The organism is Thalassospira sp., from assembly GCF_002709775.1.
In the GTDB taxonomy this organism is placed as follows: Bacteria; Pseudomonadota; Alphaproteobacteria; order Rhodospirillales; family Thalassospiraceae; genus Thalassospira.
Genome location: NZ_PAQR01000058.1, coordinates 1 through 15,759 on the forward strand (window position 1 = coordinate 1; position 15,759 = coordinate 15,759).

Here is a 15,759-nt window from a genome sequence, read left to right on the forward strand (position 1 = left end):
CCACCGTCCCAGCAATTGACCCAGACAAGACCCGAACGCAGTTTCTTTGCGGTCAGATGTGCCTTGTTGATGTCACGCGTCCAGACGGCGGCTGCCAGACCATATGGCGTATCATTTGCGGTCTGAACAGCTTCTTTCCAATCCTTGACCGAAATAACCGACAGAACCGGGCCAAAGATTTCTTCCTTGGCAATCGTCATGTCGTTCTTGATGCCGTCAAAGACGGTCGGCTCGACATAATACCCACCAGATTCGGTGCGAACGCGTTTGCCACCGGTGCGCAGAACGCCACCTTCGCTGGAACCCTTTTCGATATAACCCAGAACGCGGTTCATCTGGCTTTCATCGACAATCGCGCCCATCTGGCTTTGCGGATCAAGCGGATCGCCCGGCTGCATTTTCGCACCAGCCGCGATGACTTTTTCGATGAATTCGTCCTTGATGCTTTCTTCGACAATCAGACGCGAACCAGCCGTGCAGACCTCACCCTGGTTATAGAAGATACCACCCGCAGCAGCCGCTGCCGCAGCATCCATATCCGGGCAATCGGCCAGAACGATGTTCGGGCTTTTGCCACCGCATTCAAGCCAGACGCGCTTCATGTTCGACTGACCGGAATATTGCAAGAACAGCTTGCCGACTTCACCCGAGCCAGTGAATGTTACGCAATCAACATCTTCATGCAGGCCAAGCGCCTTGCCCGCCGTCGGACCAAAGCCCGGAACAACGTTCAGAACACCTTCCGGCAAACCGGCCTCAACCGCGATTTCCGCGACACGAAGGGCGGTCAGCGGCGATTGTTCGGCAGGCTTAAGGATGATCGAGTTGCCCATCGCCAGTGCCGGACCAAGCTTCCAGACCGCCATCATCAGCGGAAAGTTCCACGGTACGACAGCCGCCACCACACCAAGCGGCTCGCGGGTGATCATGCCAATTTCATTCGGACCAGCCGGGGAGATTTCGTCATAAATCTTGTCGATGGCCTCGGCGTACCAGCGAATGCATTTGTAAGACAGCGGAATGTCATCGCGGGCCGCCAGCGTGATCGGCTTGCCCATATCAAGGCTTTCAAGCAGGGCCAGTTCAGCCGCATTCTTTTCAAGCAGGTCGGCAAAATGCAGCAGGATCGCCTTGCGTTTTGCAGGAGCGGCTTCCGACCAGCTGCCCTTTTCAAACACGGCGCGCGCAGAAGCCACCGCGCGGTTGACGTCTTCGACGTCGCATTCGGCAACCTTGGTCAGGATCGATCCGTCACGCGGGCTGATGCAATCAAATGTCTTGCCCGAGGCCGCATCAACATAAGCACCGTTGATGAAGGCCTTGTTGCGGAAATCAAGGGCTTTGGCCTGTGCGGTCAACTGTTCAAAATTCATCGGATTGGTCATCGCAAGTCTCCTGACGGATGGCGCGTTTGGATATCTTCAAGAATGATTTTGGCGCGGGGCAGCCTTTCAGGCACCCTCACCTAACGATCTGTCATCAATATGACGGAGGCGTCGCCGCACTGACGACTTCACATTCCCCGTCACCGACATTTCGAAAACGATGCGGAATTTCCGCATTGAAGTAATAGGCATCGCCGGGACCAAGCACCTTGACCCGTTCACCGACGGTGACTTCAAGTTTGCCGCGAACAACAACACCGGCTTCCTCGCCCTTCTGGACAATCAGGTTGTCACCGGTATCCCCGCCCGCGGGGTATGTTTCATGCAGCACGCGCAGGTTACGGTCCTTGCGCGATGCCCCGACAAGACGCATCGACATCGTCCCATCAGAGAGTTCAACAAGGTCTTCTTTCCTGAAAAAGATTTCTTCACCGGTATCCAGATCGATGGTGAAGAAATCAATCAGGCTCATGGGAATGCCGGCCAGAACCTTGGCCAGACTATCAACAGACGGGCTGACCCGGTTCTGTTCAATCGTCGAGATCGTGCTGTTGGTCACACCGGCACGGCGTGCCAGTTCACGCTGCGACAGCCCGTACATGCTGCGCACCGCCTTCAGACGATCCCCTACCTTTTGCGACATTCCCGTCTTTTCCCTATTGAACTTATTATTGTTTTGTTTGGTTAGACCGCGTCGAGATACCAGCGATATTCAAGCTGGGTCACCTCGGCGAAGAATTCGTCATATTCAGCACGTCGGCAGATATCAAAGACCTCGACAAAGCGTTCGCCAAGATAGTCTTTAACGATATCGCCTTCGACAAACCGGTCGAGGGCCGAAATCATGCTGCGCGGGACGATCTTGCCACCATGCTGTTCATAGCCGTTACCAACCGTCGGCTCACCCGGATCAAGCTTGTTCTTAAGGCCGTAATGCATCCCGGCCAAAACGCACGCCAGAACAAGATACGGGTTGGCGTCCGCCCCTGATACGCGGTGTTCAACACGTGCAGCCTTCGGGCTGCCTGCCGGAATACGAAGGGCCACGGTACGGTTATTCAGCCCCCAGTTCGGCGACATCGGCGCATAGGCCTTGTTCTGGAACCGACGGAAAGAGTTCGGGTTCGGCGCAAAGATCGCCATGCTTTCAAACATGCTTTCCTGCAGGCCACCAATCGCAAAACGCAGATTGTCCGAGACTTCCTCGCCGCCAACCGGTGACAGAACGTTATTGTCGTTCTCATCACGTAGCGACACATGGATATGCAGGCCATTGCCCGCCTGATCGGAATAAGGCTTTGCCATGAAGGTCGCGGTCACACCGTGATCCCAGGCAATGCCCTTGACCACGCGCTTGAGCTGCATGGCGTGATCAGCAGCCAGCATCGGATCAGTGACATGACCAAGGTTGATTTCAAACTGCCCCGGGCCCGCTTCGGCAACGATGGTGTCGGCCGGAATGCCCTGACGGTTAAGTTCGGCAACCGCATCATGCAGAACTTTTTCGAAATCCTCGATCTGTTGCAGGCCATAAACCTGCACACCATCGGATGCAATCCCCCCACCCAACGGCTGCGGCGGTAAGGGTTCGGCGGTTTTTTCGTTCTGATCGGCAAGATAGAATTCAAGCTCAAGGGCAACAGTCGGATAAAAACCGTCTGCGGCCATGCGATCAACGACGCCCTGCAAGACATTGCGCGGATCGGCAAAGAAGCGGGTGCCATCAAGGTTGTGCAGGTTCATCATCACCTGAGCCAGCGGCAATTCACCATACGGCACACGGCACAAGGTTCCCGGGATCGGTTTTGCCAGATTGTCCTGGTCACCGCTCGACCAAAGAAGGCCCGTACCTTCGGGGTTGTCACCGGTAATATCCACCAGGCACATGGAGCCCGGCAGGGTTACACCCTCGGTAAAGCTTTTAAGGAATTTCTGTTTGCTGATTCGCTTGCCGCGAAACACGCCGTTAATGTCGGGAATGAGCAACTCAACAAGTTCGACATCCGGATTTTCTTCAAAGAAACGTTGGGCAACTGCCCTACTGTCTTCGACGAACGACTTGTTCATCGTCATATACTCCCAGAAAAGGCCTATTCTTAATCAGCTGGCATCGTGCCGCGCCGGATTGCCCCGGTCAAGCCCCTTCGTTCGATATATCGTGCAAATCGTGCAACGCACAATTTGCAGGAGCGCCGTCGGAACGTCCGCACAGAGCGATCCATATCAACCGCCAGATAACAAAAACCAACCTTGAACTCCTCAAAAAGATAGTCGAAGAATCCTCTTGCAAAGGTGTTCAAAAAAACGAACACTAACGCCAGATGTTCAACATATCGCACGAAAGCAGAGCAGCCCCGCTGCCAGGAGACGTTATGAATAATTTCGACAAAACCGCCTATTGGCAGGACATTGATCAGGCCCACCACATCCACCCGTTCACCGATACGGCGGATCTGAACAATCGTGGGACCCGCGTCATCACACGTGCCGAAGGCGTCTTTATCGAGGATTCCAACGGCAAGCGCTATCTCGATGGCATGGCTGGCCTTTGGTGCGTGAATATCGGCTATGGCCGTAAGGAACTGGCCGAAGCTGCCTATAAGCAGATGCTCGAACTGCCCTATTACAACAACTTCTTCCAGTGCGCGAATACGCCGGCGATCGAGCTTTCCAAGGTTCTTGCCGAAATCACGCCAGAAGGCCTGAACCATGTGTTCTATGCCAACTCCGGCTCGGAAGCGAACGACACGGTTGTTCGTATGGTTCACCAGTACTGGAACCTTAAGGGCAAACCGGAACGCACCCATATCATCAGCCGCAAGAACGCCTATCACGGCTCCACCGTTGCCGGTGCGTCGCTTGGCGGCATGTCGGGCATGCATTCGCAGGGCGGTGCGCTGGTGCGCGACATCGTTCATATCGATCAGCCTTACTGGTACGGCGAAGGTGGCGATCATACCCCGGAAGAATTCGGTCTGATTGCAGCCCGCAAACTTGAAGAAAAGATCGAGGAAATCGGTGCAGACCGCGTTGGTGCCTTTATCGGTGAACCGATCCAGGGTGCTGGTGGCGTGATCATTCCGCCGTCGACCTACTGGCCGGAAATTCAGCGTATCTGCAAGAAATACGACATTCTGCTGATTGCTGATGAAGTCATTTGCGGCTTTGGCCGTACCGGCGAATGGTTCGGCAGCGACACCTTTGGCATCAAGCCGGACCTGATGCCGATGGCAAAGGGCATGTCATCGGGCTATCTGCCGATTTCAGCTGTGATGGTTGGCGATCGCGTGGCGGATGTCCTGATCAATGAATGCGGCGAATTCACCCACGGCTTCACCTATTCCGGTCATCCGGCATGCGCGGCTGTGGCCCTTGAAAACATTCGCATCATGCGCGAAGAAAAAATGGTCGAACGCGTCAAGGACGAGATCGCACCCTACTTCGCCAAGGCGCTTAAAACCCTTGAAGACCATCCGCTGGTCGGTGCGGTTGAAACGATCGGCCTAATTGCCGGCATGCCGCTGGTCGATGACAAGAAAACCCGCAAAGGTTTCGACAAGCCGGGAACGGTTGGCACCATGTGCCGTGATGCCTGTGTTGCTAATGGCGTGATCATGCGTGCATGTGGCGACCGCATGGTTCTGTCCCCGCCGCTTTGCATCACCAAGGAAGAAATCGACGAGCTGATCAAACGTGCGCGTGCTGCCTTTGACGAGACCGCGAAAAAACTCGGCAAAATGTAATCAACACCTGATTACAATCGCTTAACCAAATACCCGGCATGAGCTATCATCGCCGGGTATTTCGGTTATAAAACCCACTGAACGCCCCACATCATGCCTGCCCCACAGGCAACTTACATCAGCCCCAAACACCCAAAAGAGCCCACCATGCTAAAACGCATTTATCAGCCCGCCGCCTATCGCACCGACACCCTGCCTGACAGCTATTGGGTCGAAAGCGCATCGCCCCTTCCCGCCTGTGAAACCCTGCCCGAAGAAGGTCAGCTTAAAACCGACATCGCCATCATCGGCGGCGGCTATTGCGGCCTGTCGGCAGCATTGGAACTGGCAAAAAATGGTGCGGATGTTGCGGTGTTTGATGCCGGTCGATCCGGCTGGGGCGCATCCGGGCGCAATGGTGGTTTTTGCTGCATGGGTGGCAGCGGCAAGGGATTTGGCCAACTGGCAAAAACCTTTGGCGATGATGCGGTCAAACAGTTTGCCCGCCATCAGCGCGATGCCATCAACCTGGTTGAGCAACGCCTGAGCTCCTGGAACATTGACGCCGACCGCCATTCGAACGGCGAAGTGGTTCTGGCCCACAAACCCAACCGGGTGGCGGAGCTTAAGCACGAGGCCGAGGAACTCGCCCATTTCACCAACATCAAGACCGAGTTTCTGGATCGTGATGCATTGCATGAACGCGGGCTGCATGCCGCCGAAACCTATGGTGGTTTGCATGTCAAAGCGGGCTTTGGCATCAACCCGATGAAATATGTCGCCGGCCTGCACGAACAGTGCGTGCGCGCCGGTGTTCGGATATTCGAACAGGCCACCATCGAGCGGTTTGAGGAAAATGGCGATATCTATTGTCTGCATGCCGGCAACACTCGGATCAGTGCCAACAAGATCGTCATCGCCACCAATGGCTATAGCGCGGAAAACCTGCCTGACTGGATTGGCGGGCGCTTGATGCCGGTCTTTTCCGGCATCCTGATTACCCGCCCACTCCGCGAAGAAGAACTGGCCAATCAGGGCTGGACGAGCGATCTGATGGCATTTGATAGCCGCATCCTGCTGCATTATTTCCGCAAGCTTCCCGATAATCGCTTCCTGTTTGGTGGACGCGGCGGCATTACCGCGACGCCCAAGGCCTTCGCGGCGGGCAAACGCGACCTTCTTGATAATTTCAAACGCATGTTCCCGGCTTGGGCTGATGTCGCCTTTACCCATCACTGGAACGGGCTTGCCTGCCTGTCACAAAGCTGGCGACCCTATATCGGGCGGGTTCCGGGCCATCATGATGTCTGGACAGCCCTTGCCTGGCATGGCAACGGGGTTGCGATGGCAAGTCTGGGTGGCAAGCTTCTGGCGGAACGGATGCTGGGCATCAGCGATGACGAGGATATCGGCACCGTGATGACCACACCGATGGGCAAATTCCCGATGCCGGCATTGCGCCGCGTGGCACGTTCGATTGGCTATCGTTATTACGGCCTGCACGACCGGTTTGCCTGATCAGCCCGGTTCGTTTCGGCGATCTGTTTGCGTTCGGCGATAAAGTGACATATGTCATGTCCCGGGTTCGCTTTATGAATTAAAGCAATTCCAGTTGATGCGCAGAACAGGCCAAAAATCATGTCCGAAAAACAGCCAACCCTTGCCGAAATCAAGGAACGCCGTGAAATCGCCACGCGCCGTATCAAGGAAGATACCGGCATTGATACGGACATGATCAAAAACATCGTGCATGGCTTTTACGCCAAGGTGCGTGATGACGAACTTCTTGGCCCGGTGTTTGAGGAAAAGGTTGAGAACTGGGACCATCATCTTGATCGCATGGTGATGTTCTGGTCATCGGTGGCGCTTGCCACCGGGCACTATGATGGCCGCCCGATGCAAAAGCATTTGCCGCTCAAGATCACGCGTCATCATTTTGATCGCTGGCTGCAACTGTTTGCCCAGACACTGTCAGAATATTGCGATGAACCAGCCGCCAAACATTTCATGGAACGTGCGCTTCGTATTGCGTCGAGCTTTGAAATCGGCATTGCCGCACATAATGGCGTGATCCTGTCCAAGGGCGAACGATACGATCCGGTATCAAGCTGGGAACCAAACTGATCCCCGAACGTTACGTCATCAAGGCTATTTAACCACGCCGCCCGGATTAAGGGTTGCGAAGCCTTTTGTCAGTTACATTGACAAATTGAATCGATTGCGATTTCATTTGGTTATGGGGAATGCTGGAATACTGCGAAGATATAAATCTGATCGCGACGTCCGAAGGACGCGCCGCAATGCGGCACCCGGCATTCAAACAATCGGAGCTATCTGGCCAACCACCCCGACCCTTATCGGCTCGGGTGGTGCCGCGCGTGCGGCACGGTGCCAGCAATACGTTTTTCAGTCCGGTTGTTCCCGACATTTTCGACGAGACTTGAGACGACGAAACGGAGATACCGGACATGTGGTCAGTGATCACTCTTATTGTCATTTTGCTGATTGGCGTTATCGCCTACACGATTTATGGCCATCGCCATCATCTGACCCCAAGCAAGGGCAAAAAGATCAATCTTTCAGAACGCCCCAATAGCGCGCTTCTGATTGTTGACCTGCAAGAGGATTTCACCAACGCGACCGGCAAAAATGCCTATGCCCCTGATATGGTCGAAAAGCTGATTGCAGCGATCAATGATCTTGTTCAAACCGCCAATGCCAACGGATCGCCGGTGATTTCGATCCGCCAGACCTTCCGTGGCTGGTATATGAACTTCCTGATGAAGCTTCTGAACAAAGGCCGTGGCAACCCGAAATCCAAGGGGCTCGACCTTGATGCCCGCGTCAATGGTGATATCGACCATGATATCGTCAAATCCCGCGCCGACGGCTTTAGCGAGCCGGAGCTTGACCGTGTGCTGGATCGCCAGAAGGTCGGCAAGCTGATCATTGTTGGCCTGGATGGGGATTACTGTGTCAAGGCGACCATGCAGGCCGCCCTTAACCGTGGCTACGAGGTATCGTTTAGCGATGCCACGACGCTGGCACTCAAACCCAACAGCTGGAAGAAAACCAAATCCAAGCTGACCGCGGGCGGTGCGTCTGACGGTTTGGGTGTCTCGACACCGACAGCCGATAATGACGAAAACTCTGATCGCGCTGACGAACGCGAACGAGAGCGTGAGACCGAAAATCGCAGCCGCGACACAGCGTAATTCGCGGCTGCGGCGTCTTACAGCTTGTCGCGGATCGAATACCACAGCATGGCGGCGACCAGCATCGGGAAGCGCAACATCTTTCCACCCGGGAAGATCGGCGTTTTGATATTGGCCATGACGTCAAAGCGTTCCATCGTACCGACGACCGCATCGGCCATGATCTGCCCGGCAAGCGTCGCCATCGCCACCCCGTGACCGGAATAACCGGTCGCGGTGAAGATGTTGTCATCGACCTTGGCAAAGAACGGCATGCGGTTCATGGTGATCGCAAGCGTCCCGCCCCAGCCGTAATCAATCTTCACGTCTTTGAGCTGCGGATAGACTTCCAGCATATGCGGCGAAACAAACGCCTTGATGTCACGCGGGAAGGTATAGCCATAGGTCTCCCCGCCACCAAACAGCATGCGTTTATCGGCACTTAGCCGGTAATAGTTGATGACGAACTTTGAATCTGCGACCGCAACATCATCGCGGATCAGCTCACGCGCCAGATCATCGCCCAGCGGTTCGGTGGCAATGACGAAATTATTGATCGGCATGACGCGTTTCGCCACCCGATCTTCCAGCGCATCCAAATAGCCATTGCAGCCAAGGATCATCTTGTTGGCCGTTACCACCGCGCCATTTGCGGTCTTGACAGTGACCTTGCCGGCCTGATTTTCATAGCCGGTGACAACCGCCTCTTCGAAAATGCGTGCGCCGGCACCGCGGGCCGCATCGGCCAAGCCAAGTGCGAAGTTCAGCGGATGCAAATGCCCTGCCCCCATATCAAGCGATCCGCCGTGATAGAACTCGGTTCCGACCATCTCGCGCATTTCAGCGCGGTCAACCGAGCGGATATCTTCATAGCCATATTCGGTCTGAAGCTTTTCAGCGTAGGCATGGGTATGCTCGACAAAGCGCGCACGGTGATCGGCATGCAGGATACCCGGTTTCCAGTCGCATTTGATGTCATGCTTGGCAATCAGGGCCTTGACGATGTCCTTGGACTCTTCGGCGATATTCCAGAGTTTGTGCGCATCATCGCGCCCGACCATCTTTTCAAGTTCATCCTGTTCGCGGCGCTGACCGGACCCGACCTGTCCACCATTACGGCCCGATGCGCCCCAGCCGACCCGATGGGCTTCAAGCAGGATGACGTCATAGCCGCGCTCTGCCAGATGAAGTGAAGATGACAGCCCGGTAAAGCCGCCGCCGACAACGACAATGTCGCAGGCCTGATCCCCCTCAAGCTTGGCGAATGCATCGGTCACATTTGCCGTCGCGGCATAATAGGAATCAGGATAGCGGCCTGGCCGGTCATTGGCGGTCAGCAAGTTCGGGGTGAACATGAGGAACCCTCATATTTGGTGATCAGTGGCAATTGGATGGGGGCTATCCTGCCCAATCCGGCTTGCCTATCAAGGAAAAACTGCCGTTTTTCCGGCCGTGAAACAGCTTTTCGCCGATTATGCCAAAACCATCCAAGCCAGAGCCAAAGGATTGCGTGAAGTCGTCGACAAAGCACGATACCTGCGGCGCTCATCTCCGGGCTTTTCGCACTACAGCACTTTTAAAATCAGAGTCTTATGGCTTTTGGCTGGCTGCTTCGACCATACGAAGGGCGGTTTTGGTCGCAGCACAGCCGCCACGTGCCGTACAGCGCAGGTCGGGATGCATCATGTTGCCGATCTTGACGGTCTGATCGACCAGCTCGTCATATTCCAGCACCGCATCAAATCCGGCCAGTACCGCCATCGCCGATGAAAAGGCATGCGACACCCCCGCCACATTGCGCGCATGACACGGAATTTCAACATCCCCGCCCACCGGATCACAAACAAGCCCAAGGGTATTCATCAGACACATGCTGGCCGCATCAAAGCATTGCTTGGGCGTGCCACCATAAGCCTGCGCCACCCCGGCAGCCGCCATTGCGGCAGAGGCGCCTGTTTCCACCGAGCACCCACCGCATTCGGCCGCAAACGTCCCGCGTGCAGCAAACACCGCCCCGATCAGCGCCATGGTTTGCAGCGCATCCGTCGCACCATCAAGATCAATGCCATGACGGATCAGACCATACAGCGTGCCCGGCACAACACCGGCACTGCCCGCGGTTGGGGCCGCGCACACAAGGCCCCGGTTGCTGTCACGTTCCATGGCAGACAATGCACCGGCCATCGCATCCTGCAATACCGGGCCACCAAGACCTGCAGGCAGATTGGCGTCACGCACGTTGCGCGCACGCAGCGTCAGGAAGCGCATGACATTGTCTTCGGGCTTGGCATCAAAACCCTCGGCCACGACACGCAGCATCAATTCGCAGCGTTCGCGGAACAAAGCGCGGCTGGCATTGCGCGACAGGCCAAGGCGCTTTGCCTCCAACGCCAATGCGGCATTGGCAATCGATCCGCCTTCGGCGCCATCGGCAACGGCGATTACGTCGGCACTTTGCGAAAACAGATCATCGGTGGCGCAAACAGGATATTGCGATGCCTCGGCAAAACGCACGTCGGTGATCCCGGCGCGGTTACGAAGTGCAGCCAGAAGTTCGGCATTCGGCAAGGCCTGCAGCTCGATTTCGACCCGTCCATGATCGGGTTCGACAGAGACACCAAGCAGGCTGTTTTCACCCGCGGCCAGCTCAGATGCCAACGCATCGGCATCTGCCACCGCTGCCGGCCCCCAGACAAAAACGGTCGCAGTCTTGCCCGTCATAAACAGGCGTTCGCCATTGCGACTGTCGATGTAATACATCCCGCCGCCGACCGAGGCGCCTGTATACAGGTCCGTGCGATCCGCGCCATCTGCTGTGACAACGCCGAGTTCCAGATCAACACGGTTGGGGTGGTTGTTGTTTTCAAGCTCGGTCACTTCGACCGCAAACTGGAAACCCTCCCCGCGTTCCACTCGGCCCAGAATTTCGCGATAATCCGCATCGGTCAGCTTCGCCCCCGCCAAACCGGCCGCAAAGTTTTCATCGGAGCTTTGTGCCGCATAAACCGGCGCGAACGAGCCGCGCGGGTCAAAGCGGATCACCGCATTTTTTAGGGTTTCGCCATTGGCACAGGAAAGCTCGCGCACGAGCTTTGCCATCATATAAGGCGCAGCACAATGCGAACTGGACGGCCCGCGCATGACGGGACCAATGACGGAATTAAGCAGGCTGATTTCTTGCATGATACGGCTTCTTGCATGGCGCTTCTGATCACTCGATCATCCCCTTCCCGTCGGTCGAATGCAATCATCAGAATCAAAAATCCCCGATCCATCAAAAGACAGACCGGGGAAATCATCAGACTATTTGAAATAGATGGTCTTAGCGTTGCTTGGTTTCCCATTCGGGATGCACGAAATAAGGTGCGTTCGACGGGGCCAGCGGCGTTTTGCCACGAATGATGTCAGCCGCCTTTTCACCGACCATGATGGTCGGCGCATTGAGGTTGCCGGTCACGATGGTCGGCATGATCGAACTGTCGACCACGCGCAGGCCCTCAACGCCATGCACACGGGTTTTCTCGTCAACCACCGACATCTCGTCACTGCCCATCTTGCACGAGCAGGACGGGTGATAGGCGCTTTCGGCGTGATCAGCGACCCAGGCATCAATCTGCTCATCTGTCTGGATGTCCTTGCCCGGGGCAATTTCACCGCCACTGAGATCGGCAAAGGCTTCCTGACCAAAGATTTCACGGGTCAGACGGACCGACGCGCGCATTTCTTCCCAGTCGTCCGGGTGGCTCATATAGTTCGGATCAATGATCGGGCGATCCTTGGGATTGGCGGATGCCAGACGCACCGTGCCACGCGACTTGGAACGCATCGGGCCGACATGGGCCTGGAAGCCATCTTTTTCGGCCGCCTTGGAGCCATTGTAGTTAATCGCAGCCGGCATGAAGTGATATTGCAGATCGGGATGTTTCACGCCTGCCTTGGAACGGATAAAGCCACCGGCCTCGAAATGGTTGGTCGCACCCAGCCCGGTTTTGAACAGATACCATTCAACCCCGATCTTGAGCTTGTTCCACCAATCAAGCTTGCTATTGAGGCTGATCGGTTTGGTGCATTCCATCTGAACATAAAGTTCCAGATGGTCCTGAAGGTTCTCCCCAACACCGGGCAGATCATGGACAACATCAATGCCATGTTCGCGCAAGTGTGCTGCCGGACCAATCCCCGAAAGCATCAGGAGCTTCGGCGAGTTGATCGAACCGGCCGAGATAATGACTTCGCGATCAACGACGGCGCGCTTGTTTTCACCCTGATGGGTGAAGTCGAGACCAATGGCACGTTTTCCTTCGAAAACAACACGTTGCGCGAGAGCGTTATGATAAACAGTCAAGTTCGGACGCTTCATCGCCGGATGAAGGTAAGCACGCGCGGTTGACCAGCGACGGCCCTTATAGACCGTCATGTCCATGGTCCCGAGACCTTCCTGGCGATAGCCATTCTGGTCGGGGGTGAATTCATAGCCGGCCTGCTGGCCTGCCTTTATCCATGCCTTGTGCAGGTCGTTCTGACACGCCCCGGTGGTCACATGCAGCGGGCCATCCCCACCGTGATATTCATCCCCGTCGGTGTCTTCATTGCGGGTATCGGCACGACGGAAATATGGCAGGCAGCGCGCATAGTCCCATTCCTTGAGTACTGCGTCTTCTTCGGCCCAGCGATTGTAATCAAGGGCGTGACCACGCACGTAAGCCATGCCGTTGATCGAGCTTGAACCGCCGTAAACGCGCCCGCGCGGGGTTTCCATGCGGCGGTTATTGAGGTTGGGCTGCGGCGTTGTCCAATAAGCCCAGTTATAGGTTTCCGACTGCATCGGATAGGAAAGCGCGGTCGGCATATGGATACGCCAGTCCCACCAGTGATCCTTCGGTCCGGCTTCGACAACCAGTACCTTCACTTCCGGGTCTTCGGTCAGTCGGTTGGCAAGCACAGCCCCTGCCGAACCGGATCCGACAATCACGTAATCATATTTTTCAGTGGTCGTTGGGGTCGTCATTTCTGATCCCTTGTTTGGTCGTGCTGTGTGGGCAGCCGGTGAGTTTGTGGCGATGGTCTTTGGTCAAAACCCCTTAGTAAGGGGCCTCGACATCGCCGGTTTCGACATAAACGGATTTGATGCGGGTATAATATTCAATTGCCGCACGGCCGTTTTCGCGGCCAACGCCCGATTTCTTGACACCACCAAACGGCATCTCGATCGGGGTAATGTTATAGGTGTTGATCCAGCAAGTGCCGGCCTCAAGCCGCGCAACAACGCGATGGCCACGCGACAGGTCCTTGGTGAAGACACCCGCGGCCAGACCGTATTCGGTATCATTGGCGCGCTTGATAACTTCGTCTTCGTCGCCAAAGGTCAGAACCGACATCACCGGACCAAAGATTTCCTCGCGAACAATGGTCATGTCGTCAGAGCACCCGGTAAAGACGGTCGGGGCAACAAACAGCCCGCCTTCCGGCATGCCATCCGTCACAGCATGGCCGCCAAGAACGCATTTCGCACCCTCTGCCTTGCCCTTTTCGATATAGGACATGACCTGTTCATACTGTGCCTTGGTCACGATCGGACCGACCTGGGTTTCAGGCTTTTCCGGATCGCCCAGAACCAGATCCTTGGAGCGCGCAATCAGTTTTTCGATGAAGGCATCGGCAACGCTTTCATGCACAAACAGACGCGTCCCGTTCGAGCAAATCTGACCTGATGAATAGAAGTTCGCCATCTGCGCACCCGAAACGGCGTTATCGAGATCGGCATCTTCAAACACGATCATCGGCGACTTGCCGCCAAGCTCCATGGTGACGGCCTTCATGCCACCTGCGGCAACGGATGCCACCTTGGCGCCGGTCGCGGCCGATCCGGTCAGCGAAACCTTGTCAACGCCCGGATGTTCGACCAGCGACGCACCACATTCGCGCGCACCCTGCACGACGTTGTAAACACCATCGGGAAGACCGGCTTCCTGAAGCGCCTCTGCCACTGCAATGGCGGAAAGCGGGGTCGTTTCGGACGGTTTGTAGACAACTGCGTTGCCGCATGCCAGCGCGGGTGCAGCCTTCCAGCAGGCGATCTGGATCGGGTAGTTCCAGGCACCAATGGCGCCACAGACACCAACCGCTTCGCGGCGGGTATAGGCGAAGTTGCCGGCAAGATCGATATGCTCGCCCGCAAGGCTTCCGGCGACACCGGCGAAATATTCCAGGCATTCAACACCGGAAATCACATCGACAATTTCGGTTTCCTGAATGGCACGGCCCGTGTCGCGGGTTTCAACCAGTGCCAGTTCATCATTGCGATCCCGCAGGATCTGGGCGGCCTTGAACAACACCCGTGCGCGTTCGGCAGCCGGGGTATTTTTCCAGATTTCAAACCCTGCGCGCGCAGCCTTGACCGCGGCATCGACATCAGACGCCGTACTTTCATTGCCCTTGGCGAGAACCGTGTTGGTCGCGGGGTTCAGCGTTACCATTTCCGCGCCCGATCCTTGGGTCTTCTTGCCGTTGATGAAATTCTGGATTTGATAAAGGCTCATCTTAAAACTCCTGCTGGCTGCACGTTTGGTCGGCAGCCTTGAACGTTTTTATGGTTCGATTGCATTTAACGGGCTGGCGAGTTCGCCAGATACAGCCGCAAGGTGCCCAGCACCATTTTGCGCGCCCCGCCAATATCGGCTTTGCCGCGTGACAGGCCGGTGCGCACCCAGATCCCGTCAACCATGGCAGCAATCGCCGCCGAAATATCATCGGCGCATTCTTCGGTCGTCAGCTGGCGCAATTCATGGCGAAGGTTTGAAGCCAGTCGCTGAAAATAGATATTATTCAGGCGACGCAGTGCATCCGAAAACGGCACCTGTGCCCAGAAGGACAGCCAGGCCACCGTCACCTGCGGGGTAAACTGTTCTTCGTTGAAGTTGGTATTGATGATGGCTTCAAGACGATCAATCGGCGTTTTGGCAGTAGCCAGACGCACCAGATAATCGTTGCGCAAATCCTGCATAAGCGAGCGCATGGTTGCTTCGAGCAACGCGTTCTTGCCACCAAAATAATGGGAGATAATCCCAGACGACATCCCTGCGGTTTTCGAGATACGGGCGATTGTCGTATCGGCGAATCCGTGGCTATGAATGGTTTCAATGGTCGCGTCGATCAACTGCCTGCGGCGTACAGGCTGCATACCAACTTTGGGCATTAACTCATCCAATCCTCTGCGTTGCGAAGGCTTTAGAAGGGTTTAACGCCGGAGCAACAGCATAAGACGCAGTTTTTAGTCCTTCGCAATTGACGTAACCAGAATATGCTGTAATTTAATTGAACAATCAATCAATAAAAACACGCCGACATGAGCGGCGCGTTTCTCAGGGCTAAGAACCTTTGCTGCGCGGCCATTCGGCTGTTTTTGTGATTATTCCGGCCCATTCATCACGTTCGGGGGAACGTGGTTGATGGCTCTGG

General features: G+C 55.8%; 12 protein-coding genes. 4 read left to right on the plus strand and 8 right to left on the minus strand.

Features of this window, described 5'->3' with window-relative positions; genetic code table 11:
* The 3 genes from CMO10_RS17815 to CMO10_RS17825 form a co-directional block, all read right to left on the minus strand.
* Window positions 1-1,385: aldehyde dehydrogenase (locus tag CMO10_RS17815; RefSeq protein ID WP_297024689.1), on the minus strand; the 1,385-nt coding region annotated here is incomplete at its 3' end.
* 94 nt (window positions 1,386-1,479) lie between these two features.
* Window positions 1,480-2,028 (minus strand): cupin domain-containing protein, encoded by a 549-nt coding sequence (locus CMO10_RS17820; protein WP_044826816.1) that lies wholly within the window; start codon window positions 2,026-2,028, stop codon window positions 1,480-1,482.
* A 41-nt stretch (window positions 2,029-2,069) separates the two neighbouring features.
* Window positions 2,070-3,452 carry a glutamine synthetase family protein gene (locus CMO10_RS17825; RefSeq protein WP_297024690.1) on the minus strand — a complete coding sequence of 461 codons (1,383 nt, stop codon included), beginning with the start codon at window positions 3,450-3,452 and terminating at the stop codon, window positions 2,070-2,072.
* Window positions 3,453-3,757: 305 nt separating this feature from the next.
* Here CMO10_RS17825 and CMO10_RS17830 point away from each other — a divergent pair, with 305 nt between their 5' ends.
* The 4 genes from CMO10_RS17830 (at window position 3,758) to CMO10_RS17845 (ending at window position 8,322) form a co-directional block, all read left to right on the plus strand.
* Entirely contained in the window at window positions 3,758-5,128 is a 1,371-nt protein-coding gene (locus CMO10_RS17830) for an aspartate aminotransferase family protein (protein ID WP_297024691.1), read from the plus strand.
* Window positions 5,129-5,275: 147 nt separating this feature from the next.
* Entirely contained in the window at window positions 5,276-6,625 is a 1,350-nt protein-coding gene (locus CMO10_RS17835; RefSeq protein ID WP_297024692.1) for an NAD(P)/FAD-dependent oxidoreductase, read from the plus strand.
* A gap of 120 nt (window positions 6,626-6,745) precedes the next feature.
* Window positions 6,746-7,231: a group III truncated hemoglobin gene (locus CMO10_RS17840; protein WP_044826820.1), complete on the plus strand. Its 486-nt coding sequence runs from the start codon at window positions 6,746-6,748 to the stop codon at window positions 7,229-7,231.
* Between the two features lie 344 nt (window positions 7,232-7,575).
* Entirely contained in the window at window positions 7,576-8,322 is a 747-nt protein-coding gene (locus tag CMO10_RS17845; protein WP_082049417.1) for a cysteine hydrolase family protein, read from the plus strand.
* A gap of 17 nt (window positions 8,323-8,339) precedes the next feature.
* Here CMO10_RS17845 and CMO10_RS17850 read toward each other — a convergent pair whose 3' ends face one another.
* The 5 genes from CMO10_RS17850 to betI all read right to left on the minus strand — a co-directional run bounded on the left by CMO10_RS17850 (window position 8,340) and on the right by betI (window position 15,496).
* Window positions 8,340-9,656, minus strand: coding sequence for an NAD(P)/FAD-dependent oxidoreductase (locus tag CMO10_RS17850; RefSeq protein ID WP_297024693.1), 1,317 nt, complete (start codon window positions 9,654-9,656; stop codon window positions 8,340-8,342).
* A gap of 235 nt (window positions 9,657-9,891) precedes the next feature.
* On the minus strand, window positions 9,892-11,484 hold the full coding sequence (locus CMO10_RS17855; RefSeq protein ID WP_297024694.1) for an L-serine ammonia-lyase, iron-sulfur-dependent, subunit alpha: 1,593 nt from the start codon (window positions 11,482-11,484) through the stop codon (window positions 9,892-9,894).
* A 139-nt stretch (window positions 11,485-11,623) separates the two neighbouring features.
* Window positions 11,624-13,309: a choline dehydrogenase gene (gene betA, locus CMO10_RS17860; RefSeq protein ID WP_297024695.1), complete on the minus strand. Its 1,686-nt coding sequence runs from the start codon at window positions 13,307-13,309 to the stop codon at window positions 11,624-11,626.
* A gap of 73 nt (window positions 13,310-13,382) precedes the next feature.
* Window positions 13,383-14,840 carry a betaine-aldehyde dehydrogenase gene (gene betB, locus CMO10_RS17865; protein WP_297024696.1) on the minus strand — a complete coding sequence of 486 codons (1,458 nt, stop codon included), beginning with the start codon at window positions 14,838-14,840 and terminating at the stop codon, window positions 13,383-13,385.
* A 65-nt stretch (window positions 14,841-14,905) separates the two neighbouring features.
* The gene (gene betI, locus CMO10_RS17870) at window positions 14,906-15,496 is read right to left on the minus strand and encodes a choline-binding transcriptional repressor BetI (RefSeq protein ID WP_044826826.1); all 591 of its coding nucleotides are present in this window, start codon (window positions 15,494-15,496) and stop codon (window positions 14,906-14,908) included.
* Window positions 15,497-15,759: the final 263 nt, after the last annotated feature.